The following is a 17916-nucleotide window of genomic DNA, read 5'->3' on the forward strand; positions in this document are numbered from 1 at the left end:
AATCAATGAAAGGGGTTTCAATAGTGAAACTGATCACGTTTACAGAACAAGGCGTCACACGCATCGGTGCAATTGAGGATGGAAAAGTGATTGATCTGCATGCCGCATTTGAAAAAAAGCTGGAATCGGAAGGGAAATTGCGCTTCAAACAAATTGCTGAGGCGTATGTGCCGGCAGATATGAACGGATTTTTACAAGGCGGAAAGGAAAGCTTGGACTATGCAAAAGAAGCAGTTGCATTTGCTTTAAAACATGAAAAATATAAAGGAAAGCAGCTTGTGTTTTCCAAAGAAGATGTAAAAGTGGAAGCACCAGTGCCATCGCCGGGGAAAATGATTTGCGTAGGCCATAACTACAGGGAGCATATTTTGGAAATGGGAAGAGAGATTCCTCCATATCCTGTAGTTTTTGCGAAATTCGCGAATACTGTCATTGGACCGGAGGATGACATTCCTCATTATCCAATTTCCGATCAGCTGGATTATGAAGCTGAGTTTGCTTTTGTGATTGGAAAACGGGCGCGCAATGTTTCCCAAGCAGAAGCATTGGATTATGTTGCAGGCTATACAATTGTGAATGATGTGACTTACCGGGATCTTCAACGCCGTACGCTGCAATGGCTTCAAGGCAAGACAGTGGATGGAAGCGCTCCGATGGGACCGTGGTTAGTAACAACCGATGAGCTGTCAGATCCTTCTGGGCTGGAAGTAGTCTTAACGGTTAACGGTGAAGAACGTCAGCGTTCTAACACGAAAAATCTTGTCTTTTCCGTACAGTACTTGGTTGAATTTCTATCTGGACTTATGACCCTTGAGCCGGGAGATGTCATTTTGACAGGAACTCCAGGAGGTGTTGGTGTAGCGAGAGACCCTCAAGTATTTTTAAAAGATGGAGATGTTGTCCGCATCGAGATAGACGGCATCGGTGCATTAGAAAATAAAGTGAAAAAAGTGACGGGGGAGATCAGCGAATGACTAATATGAACGAAGCGATTGAAAGCATAAAACAATCCATTGACCAAATGATTGAAACTACAAAAAGTCTTTCAGAAGAGACCATTCGTTGGAATCCATCAGAAGAAGAATGGTCCATCATGCAAATTCTTTGCCATGTTGAAGAAGCGATTCCATACTGGTTAAACGAAATTGAGCGGCTGCTTGAGTCGCCGGGTGCAGAATGGGGAAGAGGACTTACGGATGAAAACAGGCTTGCTGCTGTTGCTAATACAGAAAAACGTGAAGTTTCAGACGTGCTAAACAAGCTTGAAAACGTAAAAGATCAAGTGGAAAAAGTGTTGAGCAAGCTGTCAGAAGAAGATTTAAAATCAGAGGCTTCGAGCCGCAATCCTCGTTTCGGAACAAAACCGATGTCTTTTATTGTCGACCACCTGCTTGTCGAACATGCAAGCAAGCATTATAGCCAAATTCAACGTAATTTATCAAAGCTTTAAAAGAATAGAGGAGGTTAGTTCATCATGGCGGAAAAAAATGAGTTTTTTAAAAGTAAAATTGTCCGAGATTTCACAAAAGATATTGAGCAATACCATCTAGGACCGCTTTGGGATGCTATTCCAGATTTAATGCATCGCCAGCCAACTCCGCAAGCTGAAGCGTATCTTTGGAAATGGAAAACCCTTTATAAAAAATTGATGGAAGCAACTGAAATTTTTACTCCTGAGCGCGGCGGAGAAAGACGGGCGATTTATTTTCAAAATCCTGGATTGACTTATCGAAAGCCTTGGGGATGGGCATCAACAACACAAACGCTTTATGCTGCCGTACAATTAATTCTTCCCGGTGAAGTAGCGCCTTCGCATCGCCATTCGCAAAGTGCGCTGCGCTTTATCAGTCAAGGAAAAGGCGCTTATACAATTGTGCAAGGCGAGCGGATTTTTATGGAGGAAGGCGATTATCTCATTACTCCGAAAGGGCTTTGGCATGGTCATGGACATCCGGGTGATGAGCCGATGATTTGGATGGACTGTCTTGATATTCCAACTATCTATTCGATTGGCGGCACGTTCTTTGATCCTTATCCAGACGGAATTGAACAACCGAAAGTTCCTGATAATTACTCATCGCAAAGATATGAAGGTGGCATGGTTCGTCCAATTTCTGACCGTGAACCAAAAATCGCTCCGTTAGGGTCTTATAAATGGAAGCAGACTGAAGCAGCTATTCAAGGTTTAAAACGCTTTGATCCAGATCCGTACGATGGATATGCGGTTGAATATATCAATCCTTCAACAGGCAAACAAGCCAATCCGACGATTTCCGCTTGGATGCAATTGCTTCCAAAAGGGTTTCATTCAAAAGCTCACCGTCATACGCACTCAACTATTTACCATGTCTATAAGGGATCTGGGTACAGTATTATCAACGGTGTGCGCTTTGATTGGGAAAGCGGCGATTTCTTCGTTGTTCCGAATTGGGCGTGGCATGAGCATGTTGCCGAAAAAGATTCTTACCTGTTCTCTGCGAATGATTTGCCGATTATGGAAAGATTTGATGTGGAACGTGAAGAAGCTTATGAAGAAAATAATGGATTCCAACAAGTGACCGATGAATTTCAACCTGTATTCGTTTAAACTTAGCAAGCATAATGGAGCAGTTGACGGTCCAAATTAAAACTGAACCTTTTGACGAGGTTTTCAAAACCCCTTTTTCACAAAGCTATTGTTGAAAAAGGGGTTTTTGTTTTTTAGCGCGCCCAGCTAAGGTGTAATGGAAGATGGACAGTTTCATAACACCGAAAAGGGTAACCCCGCAGGGCGGAGTCATTTCGTCTCTTTTAGCGAACAGCTACCTGCATTATATGGACACGATATGAAAGAAGAAGTTCCTACACTTAGGAGAACTGTGCGATACGCAGATGATTTCGTGATCATGTGTCGCACGAAAAACGAGGCGCTGGAGAACATTCAAGTACTAAAAGCCATCATGAAGAAACTCGACCTTGAAATCAACACAGAGATCCAAACTGGTCAGCCTATGGGACGACACAAACGGATTTGACTTTCTAGATCTACACCATCGGAAATTTCCTGTGATGAACAAGGGTGGCTCGAAAGTTTATGTCATGTCTCACATTTCCAAGTAAGAAAGCTATGAAGAAGATGAAAATGAAGATTAAGGAATATACGAGTCCAAGGAACAAGCTATTTATGGACATCAAAGAACTGGTGAAAGGGCTCAATCGAATTTTACAAGGATTTAAGAATTACTACAGTATTTCGTCCATCGCCAAGAAGTGGCTAAATAAAGTGGACTGGTATGTATTAGAAAGACTTACTCTGTACTGGAATAAGAAGAAGAACCAAAGGAAGAAACATGCGAGAATGAAAGAAGTTATAAAATTAACACAAGGCTTATTAGTGAAATTAGCAAGTTAGACAAGAACGAAAGCCAAAGGAAGAAGAACGTCGGAAAGCCGTATGAGGGAAAACCTCACGTACGGTTTGATGAGGGGAAGCTGAGAGCAAAAGAGACAGCATAGGCTGTCCCTTTGAAAACAGTTTTCTACTCTACTAGTAAATTGGAAGCCTTCCCCATCTTAAACGACCTAAGCTTTTAGAAGAATAAAAAATGGTTGTGTGGATTTTAAGCAGCCCTTCAGCTTACCGATTTCATAAACTCAATATTTTAAAAATTAAGAAATCATTTCAATAAAGTTATGAATGTTTTGTCAAAAGATGCTAAAACAAGGCAATTTTTTACCGATAAATAAAATAGCAAGAATTCCTCGGAGGAGAAGGAATATGGGAATACAAAAGATAACCGGTGTTAATAATAATGCTTTTTTGCAGGATATGCAAGGAAAAGAGGAAAAATTGTCAATGCCTGAAAACCAGCAGCCTGTCCAAGAAGAAGAAAAAAAAGCTAAAGTTACGCTGGAGGAAGCAATTGAGGATTTGAACAATTTTTTGAAGCCGATTAAAACATCGATTCAATTTGTACTTCATGAAGAACTTGAAGAATATTTTGTACAAGTTGTCAATGTAGAGACGAACGAAGTACTTAGGGAAATTCCTCCGAAAAAAATGCTTGATATATATGCGGCAATGGCAGAGCTGATGGGGCTAATCGTGGATCGGAAAATTTAACTAGGGGTGGAAACAATGCGAATTGTCGGTTTGGCAAGTGGAATGGACATTGACGCTCTCGTAAAAGATTTAATGAAGGCGGAAAGAATTCCGCTCGATAAAATGTTCCAACAAAAGCAAATTTTTGAATGGCAGCGAGACAGCTACAGGGAAATCAACAAGCTGTTGGACGAATTGGACAGATTAATTTTTGACGGCGTATACAGACTGTCGAATTTCCGGCAAAAAAAAGTGACGAGCTCTGATGAGTCAGCTGTTGTGGCAAAGGCAATCAACGCTTCAGCCAATACGTCAACAGCGATTGAAGTCGAACAGTTAGCTAAGGCTGCCACATATAGTGCAGCAACGTTAAATAATTTTACATCTGGTGCAAGAACGCTAAAATTTGAAGTGACCGATCCAGGTTCAACAGAAACGAGAGAAGTGACAATTAATATTAGTGAAAATGATACGCTTGATGACGTTATCTACAAAATCAACAGCTCAAATCTAGGCGTTACGGGGATGAAATTAAAGGATTCATCTGGTGTGGAAAGGCTCGTTTTAACGAATAATAAAACAGGTGAAGGCGGAACGATTAAAGCTGCCGATAGTGAAACATTTGATTTTTTGCAAAGCCTAGGTTTTTCGCTTGATAAAACAACGTTTAACCTGATCCCCGAAACTGCGGGTCAAAATGCAAAAGTGAAAATCAATGGTTACGAAACTGTCCAAACATCTAATACGTTTACGATTGCGGGGATTGAATATACAATTAAAAATGTAACGACAAGCCCTGTTACGATTTCAACATCAACAGATGTTGATGCAATTCTAGATACTATTGTAAAATTTGTTAATAAATATAATGAAGTGATTGAAAAGATTAATGGCAAATTAACAGAAGAGCGCTTCCGGAATTTTCCTCCTCTAACGGATGAACAAAAAGAGGAAATGACGGAAAAGCAAATCGAGCTGTGGGAAGAAAAAGCGAAAAGCGGCCTTCTTCGCAGCGATGCGATTTTAACAAGCGGCCTTAATCAAATGCGGTTGGATTTATATTCTCCTGTCGCTGGAGATACTTTGAAAGGGTTTAAGCAGCTTACGGATATTGGGATTTCAACAACAGCCAATTATTTGGACCGAGGCAAACTTACAATTGATGAAAATAAACTCCGGGAAAAAATTCAGGAAAATCCAGAAGCGATCTATAAACTATTTATGTCTGACGGTGAATCTTACAATGATAAAGGGATTGCCCGCCGTCTCCGCGATTCTTTGAAAGGTATGATGACAAAAATCAAAGACAAAGCAGGAACGTCTTTGTCTACAAATGACCAGTTTACGATTGGAAAAAACTTAAAAGATTTGGATACTCGAATCAATGCCTTTCAAGATCGGCTTATACAAATCGAATCAAGATATTATCGGCAATTTACGGCAATGGAACAGGCGATTCAGCGGGCGAACCAACAGTCAGCATATTTAATGCAATTGTTCGGAGGCGGCGCTTAATCGTCTCGCTTCACTCATTTAATTTTTTAATGGAAATTTGAGGAGTGTCTTAAATGGCAACGAATAATCCTTATCAATCTTATTTAGAAAACAGCGTACAAACTGCATCGCCAGGTGAACTCACGTTAATGCTTTATAACGGATGTTTAAAATTTTTAAAGCTTGCGAAAAAAGCAATAGAAGAAAAATCTATCCAACAAAAAAACGAAAATTTGCAAAAAGCCCAAAGAATCATTTGTGAATTAATGGCCACGCTAAATATGGATATTGAGCTTTCTAAAAATATGTACGCACTGTATGAGTACATGAATCGACGGCTAGTGGAAGCCAATTTTAAAAACGATGTCACCATTATTGAAGAAGTGGAAGGATATGTGACAGAGTTCAGAGATACGTGGAAAGAAGTAATACAAATTAACCGGAAACAGCGGCATAGTGAAGGCGGACAAGCGTAATGGACGAAGTGGAAAAATTGTTGGAAATAACGGAAGAGTTAGTGGAATTGACAAAACGGTCTAAAGATCAACATCGCGACCGTGATCAAGTGATACAAAAAATAGAAGACTTGCTAGCAAAACGGGAGGAGTTAACAAAAAGCATGAATCCTCCCTTCACGCCCAAGGAGAAAGAAGCAGGAAGAAAAATTATCCAATTGAATCAAATTCTTGTTGAGCAGTTTAAACTAATAAAACAAGAGATACAACATGATATCGTCAAGATGAAAGCCCAGAAAGAGATGACAAAAAAATATATGAACTCTTATGCGAATGCCACTATTGATGGCATTTTTTATGATAAGAAAAAATAGCAATATATGTACAAAAAGACACGATCATGTAGCGATGGATGAAAGGGTGAAAATCGTTTTCCCCGCTCATCAGCATTCATAAAATGTTCACGATTTTTTTTATTTTGTGAAAGGAAAAACGAACGAAACATCGAACTATATATATATCCCTTAATAAAAGGAGGAGCTCAATATGAAATACAACATTAGAGGGGAAAACATTGAAGTAACTCCAGCATTAAGAGAATATGTACAAAAAAAATTATCTAAACTTGAACGTTATTTTGATAATGGAGTACAAGCCGATGCAAATGTGAATTTAAAATATTATAATGACAAAGAATCTAAAATTGAAGTAACGATTCCAATGACGCATTTAGTGATGCGTGCTGAGGAATATCATGAAGATATGTATGCTGCGATTGATCTTGTCGTTGATAAGCTTGAACGTCAGATCCGCAAGCATAAAACAAGAGTAAACCGGAAGCTTCGTGAACAACAAGTTGATGCTAAATATTTCATCAATGCGGAAACGAATGATGACACTGATGTGAATGAAGAGGATATCGAACTTGTAAGAACAAAACGGTTCAATTTAAAGCCGATGGATACTGAGGAAGCTATTTTGCAAATGAACATGCTCGGCCATAACTTCTTTGTTTTTACGAACTCTGATACAAATAGAACAAATGTTGTCTACCGCAGAAAAGACGGCCGCTATGGATTAATTGAACCAAATGAGTAAAATTTATTATATATAAAAAAGTGCAGCCTACCTTGGCTGTACTTTTTTTACCTTCAAGCAAATAAAATGTAGACAAATGGGACGGGTTTATGGAAAGACTTTCACACAGCAAAAGTTGTACGCTTGGAAAAGCAGTGATAAAATTTAAAAGAAACTAAAATAATTAAAATAAATTAAGGAGCGTTAAAGATGCTTGGACTTTTAAATAAAGTGTTTGATCCGAATAAACGCACTTTAGCTCGTTATGAAAAAATAGCTGAAAAAATAAATGCTCTCGGTCCAGATATGAGAAAGCTTTCTGATTTGGAATTGAGGTCAAAAACAGCTGAGTTTGCGGAACGGCTTGAAAAGGGAGAAACACTCGATGATCTGCTTGTGGAAGCCTATGCAGTTGTAAGAGAAGCCGCTCACAGAGTGCTCGGCCTGTATCCATATAAAGTACAGCTTATGGGAGCTATTGCCCTTCACGAAGGCAATATTGCGGAAATGAAGACAGGTGAAGGGAAAACATTAACCTCAACGATGCCTGTTTACTTAAATGCGTTGACGCGGAAAGGCGTTCACGTCGTTACCGTCAATGAATATTTGGCAAGCCGGGACGCAAAAGAAATGGGCAAAATTTTTGAATTTCTCGGCATGACTGTTGGTTTAAATTTAAACGGTATGTCAAAAGAGGAGAAAAAGGCTGCTTACGAAGCTGATATCACCTATTCAACAAATAACGAACTTGGGTTTGATTATTTGCGCGACAATATGGTTTTATACAAGGAACAAAAAGTGCAGCGCCCTCTGCATTTTGCGGTAATCGATGAGGTAGACTCCATTTTAATTGATGAAGCAAGAACTCCGCTTATTATTTCTGGACAAGCACAAAAATCCACCAAACTGTATATTCAGGCAAATGCTTTTGTCAGAACGCTTCAAAAGGATAAAGATTATACTTATGATGAAAAAACGAAATCCGTTCAACTTACAGAAGAAGGGATTGAAAAAGCGGAGCGTGCTTTCCATATTGATAATTTGTTCGATTTAAAAAACGTCACACTAAACCATCATATCAGCAATGCGCTGAAAGCCCACGTCGTCATGCATAAAGACGTTGATTATGTTGTTGAAGACGGACAAGTGATCATTGTAGACCAATTTACCGGACGGTTAATGAAAGGCCGCCGTTACAGCGACGGTTTGCATCAGGCAATCGAAGCGAAAGAAGGCCTTGAAATTCAAAATGAAAGCATGACGTTGGCAACGATCACGTTCCAAAACTATTTCCGAATGTATGAAAAGCTGGCGGGAATGACAGGTACTGCGAAAACAGAAGAAGAAGAATTTCGCAACATTTATAACATGCAGGTTATTACCATCCCGACAAACAAGCCGGTTATCCGCGAAGATCGTCCGGACCTCGTTTACCGTACAATGGAGGGGAAATTTAAAGCGGTTGTAGAAGACATCGTTCAGCGGCACATGATTGGTCAGCCTGTTCTAGTAGGTACAGTCGCGGTTGAAACATCTGAATTGCTTTCTAATATGCTTAAGAAGCGGGGAATTCCGCACAATGTGTTGAATGCAAAAAACCATGCAAAGGAAGCAGAAATTATTGAACAAGCCGGACAAAAGAATGCTGTGACGATCGCGACAAATATGGCCGGACGGGGAACGGATATAAAGCTCGGCGAAGGCGTAAAAGAGTTGGGTGGATTAGCTGTCATCGGCACAGAACGCCATGAATCCCGAAGAATTGACAATCAGCTGAGAGGACGTTCTGGACGTCAAGGAGACCCGGGTGTTACGCAGTTTTATTTGTCAATGGAAGATGAACTGATGCGCCGATTCGGTTCAGAAAGTATGATGAGCATGATGGATCGGCTTGGAATGGACGATTCCCAGCCGATTCAAAGCAAAATGATTACCCGTGCTGTGGAATCGGCGCAAAAACGGGTGGAAGGAAACAACTTTGATGCGCGGAAGCAGCTTCTTCAATATGATGATGTGCTCCGTCAGCAGCGTGAAATTATTTATAAACAAAGAGATGAAGTGCTTGAATCTGAAAATCTGCGAGAAAATGTTGAAGACATGATTCAACAAACGATTACCCGTGTTGTACAGTCATTTACGCCTGAAGAAGAGCTTCCAGAAGACTGGAACCTTGAAGGACTAGTCGACTGGGTAAAAGCCAATATTTTGGATGAAGCAGATGACTTTAATGTAAATGACCTTCGCGGAAAAGAATCGGATGAAATTATTGATATCATTTGGGAAAAAGCGAAGAAGCGTTATGATGAGAAGGAAGCTGCTTTTGGCGAGGAAAACATGCGTGAATTTGAACGAGTCATTGTACTCCGCGCCGTTGATACAAAATGGATGGATCACATCGATGCAATGGATCATCTTCGCCAAGGTATTCATTTACGTGCATACGGACAAACCGATCCGCTTCGTGAATATCAATTGGAAGGCTACACAATGTTTGAAAATATGATTGCGTCCATCCAAGAAGAGGTTACAAAATATATAATGAAAGCTGAAATTCAAAACAATTTGGAACGTCAGGAAGTGGCGGTCGGCGAAGCCGTGCAGCCGAAAGAAGGAGACGCCCAGACGAAAAAGAAACCTGTCAGAAAAGCAAAAGAGGTTGGCCGCAACGAGCCATGTCCGTGCGGAAGCGGCAAAAAATACAAACATTGTTGCGGAAGATAACGATTTTAAATAGAATGGGTGTGGCGAGATGTCAGTCTCGCCTGTCCCATAAATTTTTTAATTAATGTATAAGTGGACAAAGCGAATCTGCAAAAATATAGTATACTGTGCAAAAAATTTTTAGAGGTGATGGACTAATGGATTTAGTAGAAATTCGGAATGAACTGGAGAAAATGGCTAAACGATTAGCGGATTTTAGGGGGTCTCTTTGACTTAGAAGAGAAGGAAGCACGCATAAAAAAATTAGAGGAGCAAATGGCTGCGCCAAATTTTTGGGATGACCAGCAAGCAGCTCAGAAGGTAATTAATGAAGCAAACGCCTTAAAAGATCTTGTCGGAGAATTTAACCATTTAAATGAATCATATGAAAATCTTCAAGTAACTTACGAGCTTATTAAAGAAGAGCCGGATGATGATTTGCAAAGAGAGCTTGAATCCGAATTGAAAAAATTAACGAAGGAATTGAATAATTTTGAATTACAGCTTCTTTTAAATGAGCCTTACGATAAAAACAACGCGATTTTAGAGCTTCATCCGGGAGCAGGAGGGACGGAATCTCAGGACTGGGCATCTATGCTCCTGCGAATGTATACGAGATGGGCGGAAAAGAAAGGATTTAAAGTTGAAACGATCGATTATCTTCCGGGTGATGAAGCAGGAATAAAAAGTGTAACGCTGTTAATTAAAGGACACAATGCATACGGTTATTTAAAAGCGGAAAAAGGAGTCCATCGGTTAGTGCGCATTTCTCCTTTTGATGCATCAGGCCGCCGCCATACTTCCTTTGTTTCCTGCGAAGTGATGCCAGAATTTAATGATGAAATCGATATTGAAATTAGAAGCGAGGATTTGAAAATTGACACGTACCGTTCAAGCGGTGCGGGAGGGCAGCACGTAAATACGACCGACTCGGCGGTACGGATTACACACTTGCCAACTGGAATTGTCGTGACATGTCAAACGGAGCGCTCTCAAATTAAAAACAGAGAACGAGCAATGAAAATGTTAAAATCTAAGCTATACCAATTAAAAATTGAAGAGCAGGAAAAAGAATTAGCGGAAATTCGAGGAGAGCAAAAGGAAATTGGCTGGGGTAGCCAAATCCGTTCTTATGTCTTCCATCCATATTCATTGGTGAAAGATCACCGGACAAATGTCGAAATCGGCAACGTCCAAGCTGTAATGGATGGGGAAATTGATGCATTTATTGATGCATATTTAAGAGCAAAATTGTCTTAAGGCTGTTATGAAAAGGATGATGACGCGTTTACAAAAGATGAGCGAATAGAACTGTGATGCGGAAAAATGACGAAGAAAAACTGCCCTAAATTCCATTTGATTAGAGAACTTGTGGGGCTGTCCAGAAAGTCAAAATCCATTGAAACGAAACATCATAAACATTGATATATCAACATTTAAAACATTAAAGGGGCGTCTATAAGGCGTAAAAACGACTTATTAGACACCCTTTTTCTTTTTTATCAATATTCAAGTTATTTTCACAGGATTGTCAAATGTTGGTCAATTTGTTTCAGATTGAAACCTCAATAATTAGGTTATAATATCTTCGAGACTAATTGGCGAAGGGGGATTTCGCAGTGAAAAAGTTCTTGATCTTAGTATTTGGTCTTTCACTCGTATTAGCTGCATGCGGGGGCGGCGGGAATGACCAAGAAAGCGGAACAAATGGCGGAACAGATCAAGCTGAGAATACTGCATCTGCAGAAGATCTGATAAAACAAAATTGTACAAGCTGCCATGGACAAAATCTTGAAGGTGCTTCCGGTCCGAGTTTACAGAAAGTTGGAAGCAAATATAGCAAAGATGAAATAAAAGATATTATTTTAAACGGCAAAGGCGCTATGCCAAAAGGTTTATTGAACGATAGCGAAGCAGATGTTGTCGCTGAGTGGCTTGCAGGACAAAAGTAACATAAGAAGCGAGGGGACATGATCACCCTCGCTTTTTTATGCTATAGAAAAAAATAGCAGATAATAGAAAATTTTGTAGTTTTTTTTACAAGAATTTTAAAAATTTTCCCTCGAAATATGATATTGAAACAAAAATGTAATATGAAAAAGTCTATTTTTGACGAAAAATGATGTTATAATGTTTTTTGTGGGAAGGATGTAAGATTTGTTTTCTGCTTCATAATTAATAGACGAATAGAAAATAACATTAGTTTCAAGTTATAAAAATTTTTTTGACTAAGTACTGAAATAATTCAATGACTTCAGGTGATAGCATGATCGAAATGAAGGATGTTTATAAAACCTATTCGAATGGTGTTTTGGCCATTAACGGTATTTCAATAAAAATCAATCAAGGCGAATTTGTATACATCGTAGGTCCTAGCGGTGCTGGAAAATCGACATTTATCAAATTGATGTATCGGGAAGAAAAGCCTACAAAAGGCAGTATTGTCATAAACGGTATACAACTAGAAAACCTTAAAGAAAAAGAAGTGCCGTATTTGCGGAGAAATATCGGGGTTGTCTTTCAAGATTTTAAATTATTGCCGAAATTGACTGTTTATGAGAATGTTGCCTTCGCTTTGGAAGTGATCGGGGAAAATCCGAAGAACATTAAAAAGAAAGTATTAAATGTTCTTGATCTTGTGCAATTGAAGCATAAGGCCCGTTCCTTCCCTGACGAATTGTCTGGCGGTGAACAGCAGCGCGTATCAATTGCTAGATCCATTGTAAACAATCCGCCTGTTGTAATAGCTGACGAGCCGACAGGAAATTTGGACCCTGAAACCTCTTGGGAGATTATGAGATTGCTAGAGGAGATCAACAATCGGGGCACAACGGTGTTAATGGCCACCCACAATAAAGTTATTGTGAACACGATTCGAAAGCGGGTTATCGCTATTGAGGACGGCAAAATTGTGCGTGATGAGGCGAGAGGGGAGTATGGTCTTTATGAATAAAACTCTCGGTCGTCATTTGCGGGAGGCGATAAAAAGTCTTGGGCGAAACGCTTGGATGTCCATAGCCTCTATATCAGCCGTAACAGTGACCCTTCTTTTGGTCGGTACGTTTTTGGTTATTATGATGAATTTAAATAATATTGCCAGCAATATTGAAGAAGATGTTGAAATAACCGTGCTAATTGACAGGACAGCAGATCAAAACGCTCAAAACCAACTTGAATCGAAACTAAAAAATCTAGAAAAAGTGGAGAACGTCCAATTTTCTTCCAAAGACCAGGAGCTGGAAAAATTAATTAAAAGCTTCGGTGAAAAAGGAGAGTCATTCAAGCTATTTGAACAGGATAATCCTTTAAACGATGTTTTCATCGTCAAAACGAAAGTTCCCGAAGATACTCCAGTTGTAGCGGAAGAAATTAAAAAAATGCGCTATGTCGAAGATGTTCAATATGCAGAAGAAACTGTGAAAAAATTGTTTGAAGTTGTCAACGTTTCAAGAAATATCGGCATAGTGTTGATCATTGGGCTTGTATTTACAGCGATGTTTTTAATCTCAAACACTATAAAAATCACTATATTTGCCCGCAGACGAGAAATAGAAATTATGAAACTGGTTGGTGCAACAAACTGGTTTATACGCTGGCCGTTCTTTTTAGAAGGTTTGTTTTTAGGAGCGCTGGGAGCTGTCATACCAATTACAGTTTTAGTTGTCAGCTACAATAGTTTAGTTAATTTTGCCATCCCTTACATTCAAGGATCTTTTGTTGAATTGTTGCCATTTTCTCCTTTTGTTTTTCAAATATCGGCTATCTTATTTTTAATCGGCGCCTTAATCGGAATTTGGGGAAGCTTAATGTCTGTTCGAAAGTTTTTGAAAGTGTAGTTTGTCTTAGGCAGCTCTTGCCATACCAGATCGAATTGATTGAAAACATGAATTAAGAGGAGGAACCGGATTGTGAAAAAGAGAATAGTGACATTAAGTCTTACAGCTATATTGGGGACAAGCGGGGTATTTGTACCGCTGAGCAAAAGCGCTTATGCGTCATCCTTTGAGGAGAAAAAAGCAAGAATTCAAAATGAGCGGTCCAATGTTCAGTCGAATATAGAAAGCAAGAAAAGTGAAGTAAAAGAATTAGAGACAAAACAAAATCAACTTAATCAAGAGATTAAAAAGTTAGATGAAAAATTGCTGGATACTGGTGAAAAAATCGAAGAGAAAGAGAATGAAATCAAGAAAACTAAAGCTGAAATTGAACAGTTGAAAAAACAAATTGCTGAAGTAAAAAAACGGATTGAAAAGCGGAATGAACTGTTAAAAGAACGGGCAAAATCCTTGCAGGAAGCAGGAGGAACAATCAGCTATCTCGACGTTATCTTAGGTGCGAAAAGCTTCAATGATTTTGTAACTCGTATAAGCGCTGTTACAACGATCGTTGATGCGGATCAAAAAATTATTGAAGAGCATGAAAGAGATATGAAACTGAAAGAGGAAGCGGAGGCTAAATTAAACAAGCAGCTGTCCTCTTTGGAAGAAGCTTTATCTGAATTGGCTTCATTGAAACAAGAGCTAGATAAGCAAATTGATGAAAAAGATAAATTGTTGGGGCAATTGGAAGCGGAACATGGCCAGGCAATGGATCAATTAGAAGATTTGGTACATCAAGATGCTATGCTGGCAAAGCAGCAAAAAATGATTGAACAACAGCAGCAAGAATATTTAAAAAGACTAGAAGAAGAAAAGGCTAGACAGGCTCAAGCTTCACAATCTGCTTCTAAATCAAGTGATAAAACTGTTGCTTCAAGCGATGGCGGATCTTCACCAGAACCATCTGTATCATCAGCTGCAGGAAGCGGATCTTTTATCTGGCCGGCTTCAGGTGTTCTTACCTCTAAAATGGGTATGAGATGGGGCAGATTCCATGCAGGAATTGATATTGCGAAACGGGGAACGGTTCCAGTTTACGCTTCTGCTGGCGGCACGGTTAGTTATGCTGGACAAATGAGCGGCTACGGCAATGTGATTATGATCATCCATAATATTAACGGTAAAACGTATACTACACTTTACGGGCATTTGAGAAGCATTAACGTTTCAAGTGGTCAAAAAGTGAGCCAAGGTCAGTTTATTGGATATATGGGAAATACAGGAAGATCAACAGGGCAGCACTTGCATTTTGAAGTACATAACGGAACATGGCGAGGCAAATCCAGCGCGATCAATCCTTTAAGCGTTCTTCCATAAAATTTATTAACAATGCACAATAAGCTCTTAAGGGAAGAAGAGTTTGTTGTGCATTGTTATTTTTTTATAAATTGCAAAACAGTTTTCTTCTGATCGTGTTTCATCGATGCAAAAAATAGAGGAAACGGGAGATTACATAAAGCTTCAATGGATTGATTTTCACAATAATTCTTTTTCATGTAGTGATAGATAATTACAAAAAATATAGTTACTCCTCCCGTATGATTATGCCGGTGTAGGCAGTTTGCTTGACTAAAAGAAAAGGAAAGCGTTTTTATGAGAACAAAACACCTTACCCATTATCAAAGCAAAGATGATCGTTAGCTGATTTTTCTATTTTCTTGATGGAACCTGGCTAGAAGCGGTCAAATTCTTGTCAAAGGGCGGTATATTAAGTTTTTTTGAATTGCTTTTCCTTTTCCTGTAATCCGCACATGATTTGTACAAGCTTTGCATACGCTATAAATAATTCGGATTGTTGGAAAGGAAGGCAAAAACATATGAAACAAATAATAAAATTGATTACAGTGTTTTGGATCGTGACCAGTTCCATCGTCGTTTTGGATGTGCACGGTCATGCTGAAAATAATGAATCGCTGGAAAATAAAACAATTGCTGCATCTGCGCAAAGTTCAGATGAAACCATTCCAGGATTGGAGAAATTTATAAAAACGTATGAATTAATTTCTGAAAAATATGTCCATCCAGTCGACAAAAAACGTCTCCTAGAAGGTGCCATTCAAGGGATGTTATCTTCTTTAGGCGATCCATACTCAGTCTATATGGATAAAGAAACTGTTAGACAATTTACAGAGTCACTTGATTCTTCATTTGAAGGAATCGGTGCCGAAATCGGGATGAACAACGGCAAAATAACCATTATTTCACCATTTAAAAATTCGCCGGCGGAAAAAGCGGGCTTAAAACCAAATGATGAAATTGTGAAAATTGATGGTAAAACAGTTTCCAGTTCAGATCTTCATGACGCAGTACTGAAAATCAGAGGAGAAAAAGGAACAACCGTCAAACTTACGATACGCCGCCCTGGAAGTAAAGATTTATTGTTTTTTGAAGTAAAGCGGGATGAGATTCCGATTGAAACAGTGTTCAGCTCCGAAATCAATAAAAATGACAAGCGGTTAGGCGTCTTGCATATTACTTCATTTTCTGAAAGGACAGCTGATGACTTTAAACAAAAGCTAAAAATGTTAGAAAAAAAGAAAATTAACGGTCTAGTCATCGATGTTCGCGGCAATCCGGGGGGATATTTGCAGGCTGTAGAGCAAATTTTGCAGCAGCTCGTCCCTAATCATGCACCATATATTCAAATAGAAAAGAGAGACGGAAAAAGGGAGATGTATTATTCAACATTAAAAGAAAAGAAGCATTATCCTATTGCAGTCTTAATTGACAACGGCAGCGCATCTGCTTCGGAAATTTTGGCAGCTGCGTTGAAAGAAGCAGGAGGGTATGCCATTGTCGGCGAAAAATCCTTTGGAAAGGGAACAGTTCAGCAAACAATACCGCTGGATGATGGAAGCAACATAAAGCTGACGTTATACAAATGGTTGACTCCTAAAGGAAATTGGATTCATGAAAAAGGTGTGGAACCAACGGTAAAAATATCGCAGCCGGATTATTTTAAAGCTGGACCGCTCGATATTTATCAGCCATTAAAAAAAGAGATGAATAATGAACAAGTTCGCATTGCACAAATATTATTATCAGGATTAGGTTATGATCCTGGGAGAAAAGACGGTTATTTCAGTTTAGAAACCGAGCTGGCTGTAAAGGCGTTTCAAAAAATGAACGGTTTATCCGTGACGGGGAAAGTGGATCAAAAAACAGCTATAAAAATGAATGAATTGATCACAAAAGAAACTCGTTCAAAACAAAATGACTTGCAGCTGCAAACTGCCATTTCACTATTAACACGATCTTCTTAAGTATTGAAAAAATACGGCAGCTTTTCTGTTGCATTTTGTTTAAGGGGCTGTCTAATAAGTCGTTTTTACGGCTTATTGACGCCCCCTTTAATGTTTTAGAAACGTTGATATATCGATGTTTATGATTTTTTGTTTTCAATAGGGATTTCACTTTATGGACAGCCTCTAAATGAGATTTCGCTTCCTTGTGCAGGCTTTTCAGTTGAGAAAATTTCTGCTTTCATATCGTAGTGAAATTTACAATTATTTATGCATACAGAGGATGGACGCAGCTTTATGACAATATGGCTGCGTTTTCTTGTGCGCCCGGCATGGGTGTAATCTATAGGGTGAAAGTCCCGAGCTGCGAAGGCAGAAGTAGCAGTTAGCTTAACGCAAGGGTGTCCGTGGTGACGCGGAATCTGAAGGAAGCGAGCGGCAAACTTCCGGTCTGAGGAACACGAACTTCATATGAGGCTAGGTATCACTGGGTGAGTTTGCAAGACAAAACAAAGCCCTTTCTGCCGAAGGTGATACAGAGTAAATGAAGCAGATGGATGGAAGGAAAGATTACACTCTTACCCGGGGAGGTCTGGCTGGCACGCCAAGTAACCTTGGTAACCTATCTAGTGATAGATAGCTGAACAGTCAGAAGTCAGCAGAGGTCATAGTATTAGTTGGTCTAGAACAACTAAGAAGGACCGAACAATTAAGAGAGAATAGCCCTTGGCATTCAGTGAGTCATGATGAACACAGAAAACGTAGTACCTCACTTGAGGGAGGAAGCGGTGAATCCCGTGGGAGATCTCTTGGAGGGTGGAGTGACCACTGGCATAAAGAGAACAGCTATTCACGGAAGTTATAAAGACTTGCGTCAATTATCTTAATTGAACCGCCGTATACGGAACCGTACGTACGGTGGTGTGAGAGGACGGGGGTTAGTCACCCCCTCCTACTCGATTTAAATCATTGGGAAGTGACAGAGCGGC

At 39.5% G+C, this 17916-nt stretch carries 17 protein-coding genes; all 17 read left to right on the forward strand.

Translation table 11 applies throughout. The features are described from left to right. Positions 1-23 precede the first annotated feature (23 nt). The 17 genes from NSU02_RS03920 to NSU02_RS04000 all read left to right on the forward strand — a co-directional run bounded on the left by NSU02_RS03920 (position 24) and on the right by NSU02_RS04000 (position 16948). Positions 24-974, forward strand: coding sequence for a fumarylacetoacetate hydrolase family protein (locus NSU02_RS03920; RefSeq protein WP_094245184.1), 951 nt, complete (start codon positions 24-26; stop codon positions 972-974). Further along, positions 971-1450 carry a DinB family protein gene (locus tag NSU02_RS03925; RefSeq protein ID WP_339194338.1) on the forward strand — a complete coding sequence of 160 codons (480 nt, stop codon included), beginning with the start codon at positions 971-973 and terminating at the stop codon, positions 1448-1450. Before NSU02_RS03920 ends, NSU02_RS03925 begins: the two co-directional genes overlap by 4 nt. 24 nt (positions 1451-1474) lie before the next feature. Further along, entirely contained in the window at positions 1475-2587 is a 1113-nt protein-coding gene (locus tag NSU02_RS03930) for a cupin domain-containing protein (RefSeq protein WP_063389206.1), read from the forward strand. A 136-nt stretch (positions 2588-2723) separates the two neighbouring features. Beyond that, entirely contained in the window at positions 2724-3014 is a 291-nt protein-coding gene (locus NSU02_RS03935; protein WP_242513866.1) for a hypothetical protein, read from the forward strand. Between the two features lie 149 nt (positions 3015-3163). Next, entirely contained in the window at positions 3164-3391 is a 228-nt protein-coding gene (locus NSU02_RS03940; protein WP_066249848.1) for a group II intron maturase-specific domain-containing protein, read from the forward strand. Between the two features lie 366 nt (positions 3392-3757). Beyond that, entirely contained in the window at positions 3758-4102 is a 345-nt protein-coding gene (gene flaG, locus NSU02_RS03945) for a flagellar protein FlaG (RefSeq protein WP_339194339.1), read from the forward strand. 15 nt (positions 4103-4117) lie between these two features. Continuing rightward, positions 4118-5596 carry a flagellar hook-associated protein 2 gene (locus NSU02_RS03950; RefSeq protein WP_339194340.1) on the forward strand — a complete coding sequence of 493 codons (1479 nt, stop codon included), beginning with the start codon at positions 4118-4120 and terminating at the stop codon, positions 5594-5596. A 53-nt stretch (positions 5597-5649) separates the two neighbouring features. Further along, on the forward strand, positions 5650-6051 hold the full coding sequence (fliS, locus tag NSU02_RS03955; protein WP_339194341.1) for a flagellar export chaperone FliS: 402 nt from the start codon (positions 5650-5652) through the stop codon (positions 6049-6051). Continuing rightward, entirely contained in the window at positions 6051-6404 is a 354-nt protein-coding gene (locus tag NSU02_RS03960; RefSeq protein WP_339194342.1) for a flagellar protein FliT, read from the forward strand. Before fliS ends, NSU02_RS03960 begins: the two co-directional genes overlap by 1 nt. A gap of 172 nt (positions 6405-6576) precedes the next feature. Beyond that, positions 6577-7128 (forward strand): ribosome-associated translation inhibitor RaiA, encoded by a 552-nt coding sequence (gene raiA / locus NSU02_RS03965; RefSeq protein ID WP_063389201.1) that lies wholly within the window; start codon positions 6577-6579, stop codon positions 7126-7128. A 189-nt stretch (positions 7129-7317) separates the two neighbouring features. Next, a complete protein-coding gene (secA, locus tag NSU02_RS03970) occupies positions 7318-9828 on the forward strand; it encodes a preprotein translocase subunit SecA (RefSeq protein ID WP_063389200.1) in 2511 nt (836 codons plus the stop codon). Positions 9829-9965: 137 nt separating this feature from the next. After that, positions 9966-11067 (forward strand): peptide chain release factor 2 gene (prfB, locus tag NSU02_RS03975; RefSeq protein ID WP_130158800.1). Its coding sequence is split into 2 segments (ribosomal slippage): positions 9966-10037 and positions 10039-11067, totalling 1101 coding nucleotides; the frame shifts between segments, so codons are not numbered across the junction. Between the two features lie 359 nt (positions 11068-11426). Then, complete coding sequence (gene cccB, locus NSU02_RS03980) at positions 11427-11759, forward strand: cytochrome c551 (protein WP_063389198.1); 333 nt, start codon at positions 11427-11429, stop codon at positions 11757-11759. A 314-nt stretch (positions 11760-12073) separates the two neighbouring features. After that, positions 12074-12760: a cell division ATP-binding protein FtsE gene (ftsE, locus tag NSU02_RS03985; RefSeq protein WP_327847704.1), complete on the forward strand. Its 687-nt coding sequence runs from the start codon at positions 12074-12076 to the stop codon at positions 12758-12760. After that, entirely contained in the window at positions 12753-13643 is an 891-nt protein-coding gene (gene ftsX / locus NSU02_RS03990) for a permease-like cell division protein FtsX (protein ID WP_094245189.1), read from the forward strand. Before ftsE ends, ftsX begins: the two co-directional genes overlap by 8 nt. A 72-nt stretch (positions 13644-13715) precedes the next feature. Beyond that, positions 13716-15002 (forward strand): peptidoglycan DD-metalloendopeptidase family protein, encoded by a 1287-nt coding sequence (locus NSU02_RS03995; protein ID WP_339194343.1) that lies wholly within the window; start codon positions 13716-13718, stop codon positions 15000-15002. 500 nt (positions 15003-15502) lie between these two features. Further along, complete coding sequence (locus tag NSU02_RS04000) at positions 15503-16948, forward strand: S41 family peptidase (protein WP_339194344.1); 1446 nt, start codon at positions 15503-15505, stop codon at positions 16946-16948. Positions 16949-17916 lie beyond the last annotated feature (968 nt).

Origin of the sequence: Aeribacillus sp. FSL W8-0870, from assembly GCF_037963755.1 — a bacterium.
GTDB lineage: Bacteria > Bacillota > Bacilli > Bacillales > Aeribacillaceae > Aeribacillus > Aeribacillus composti.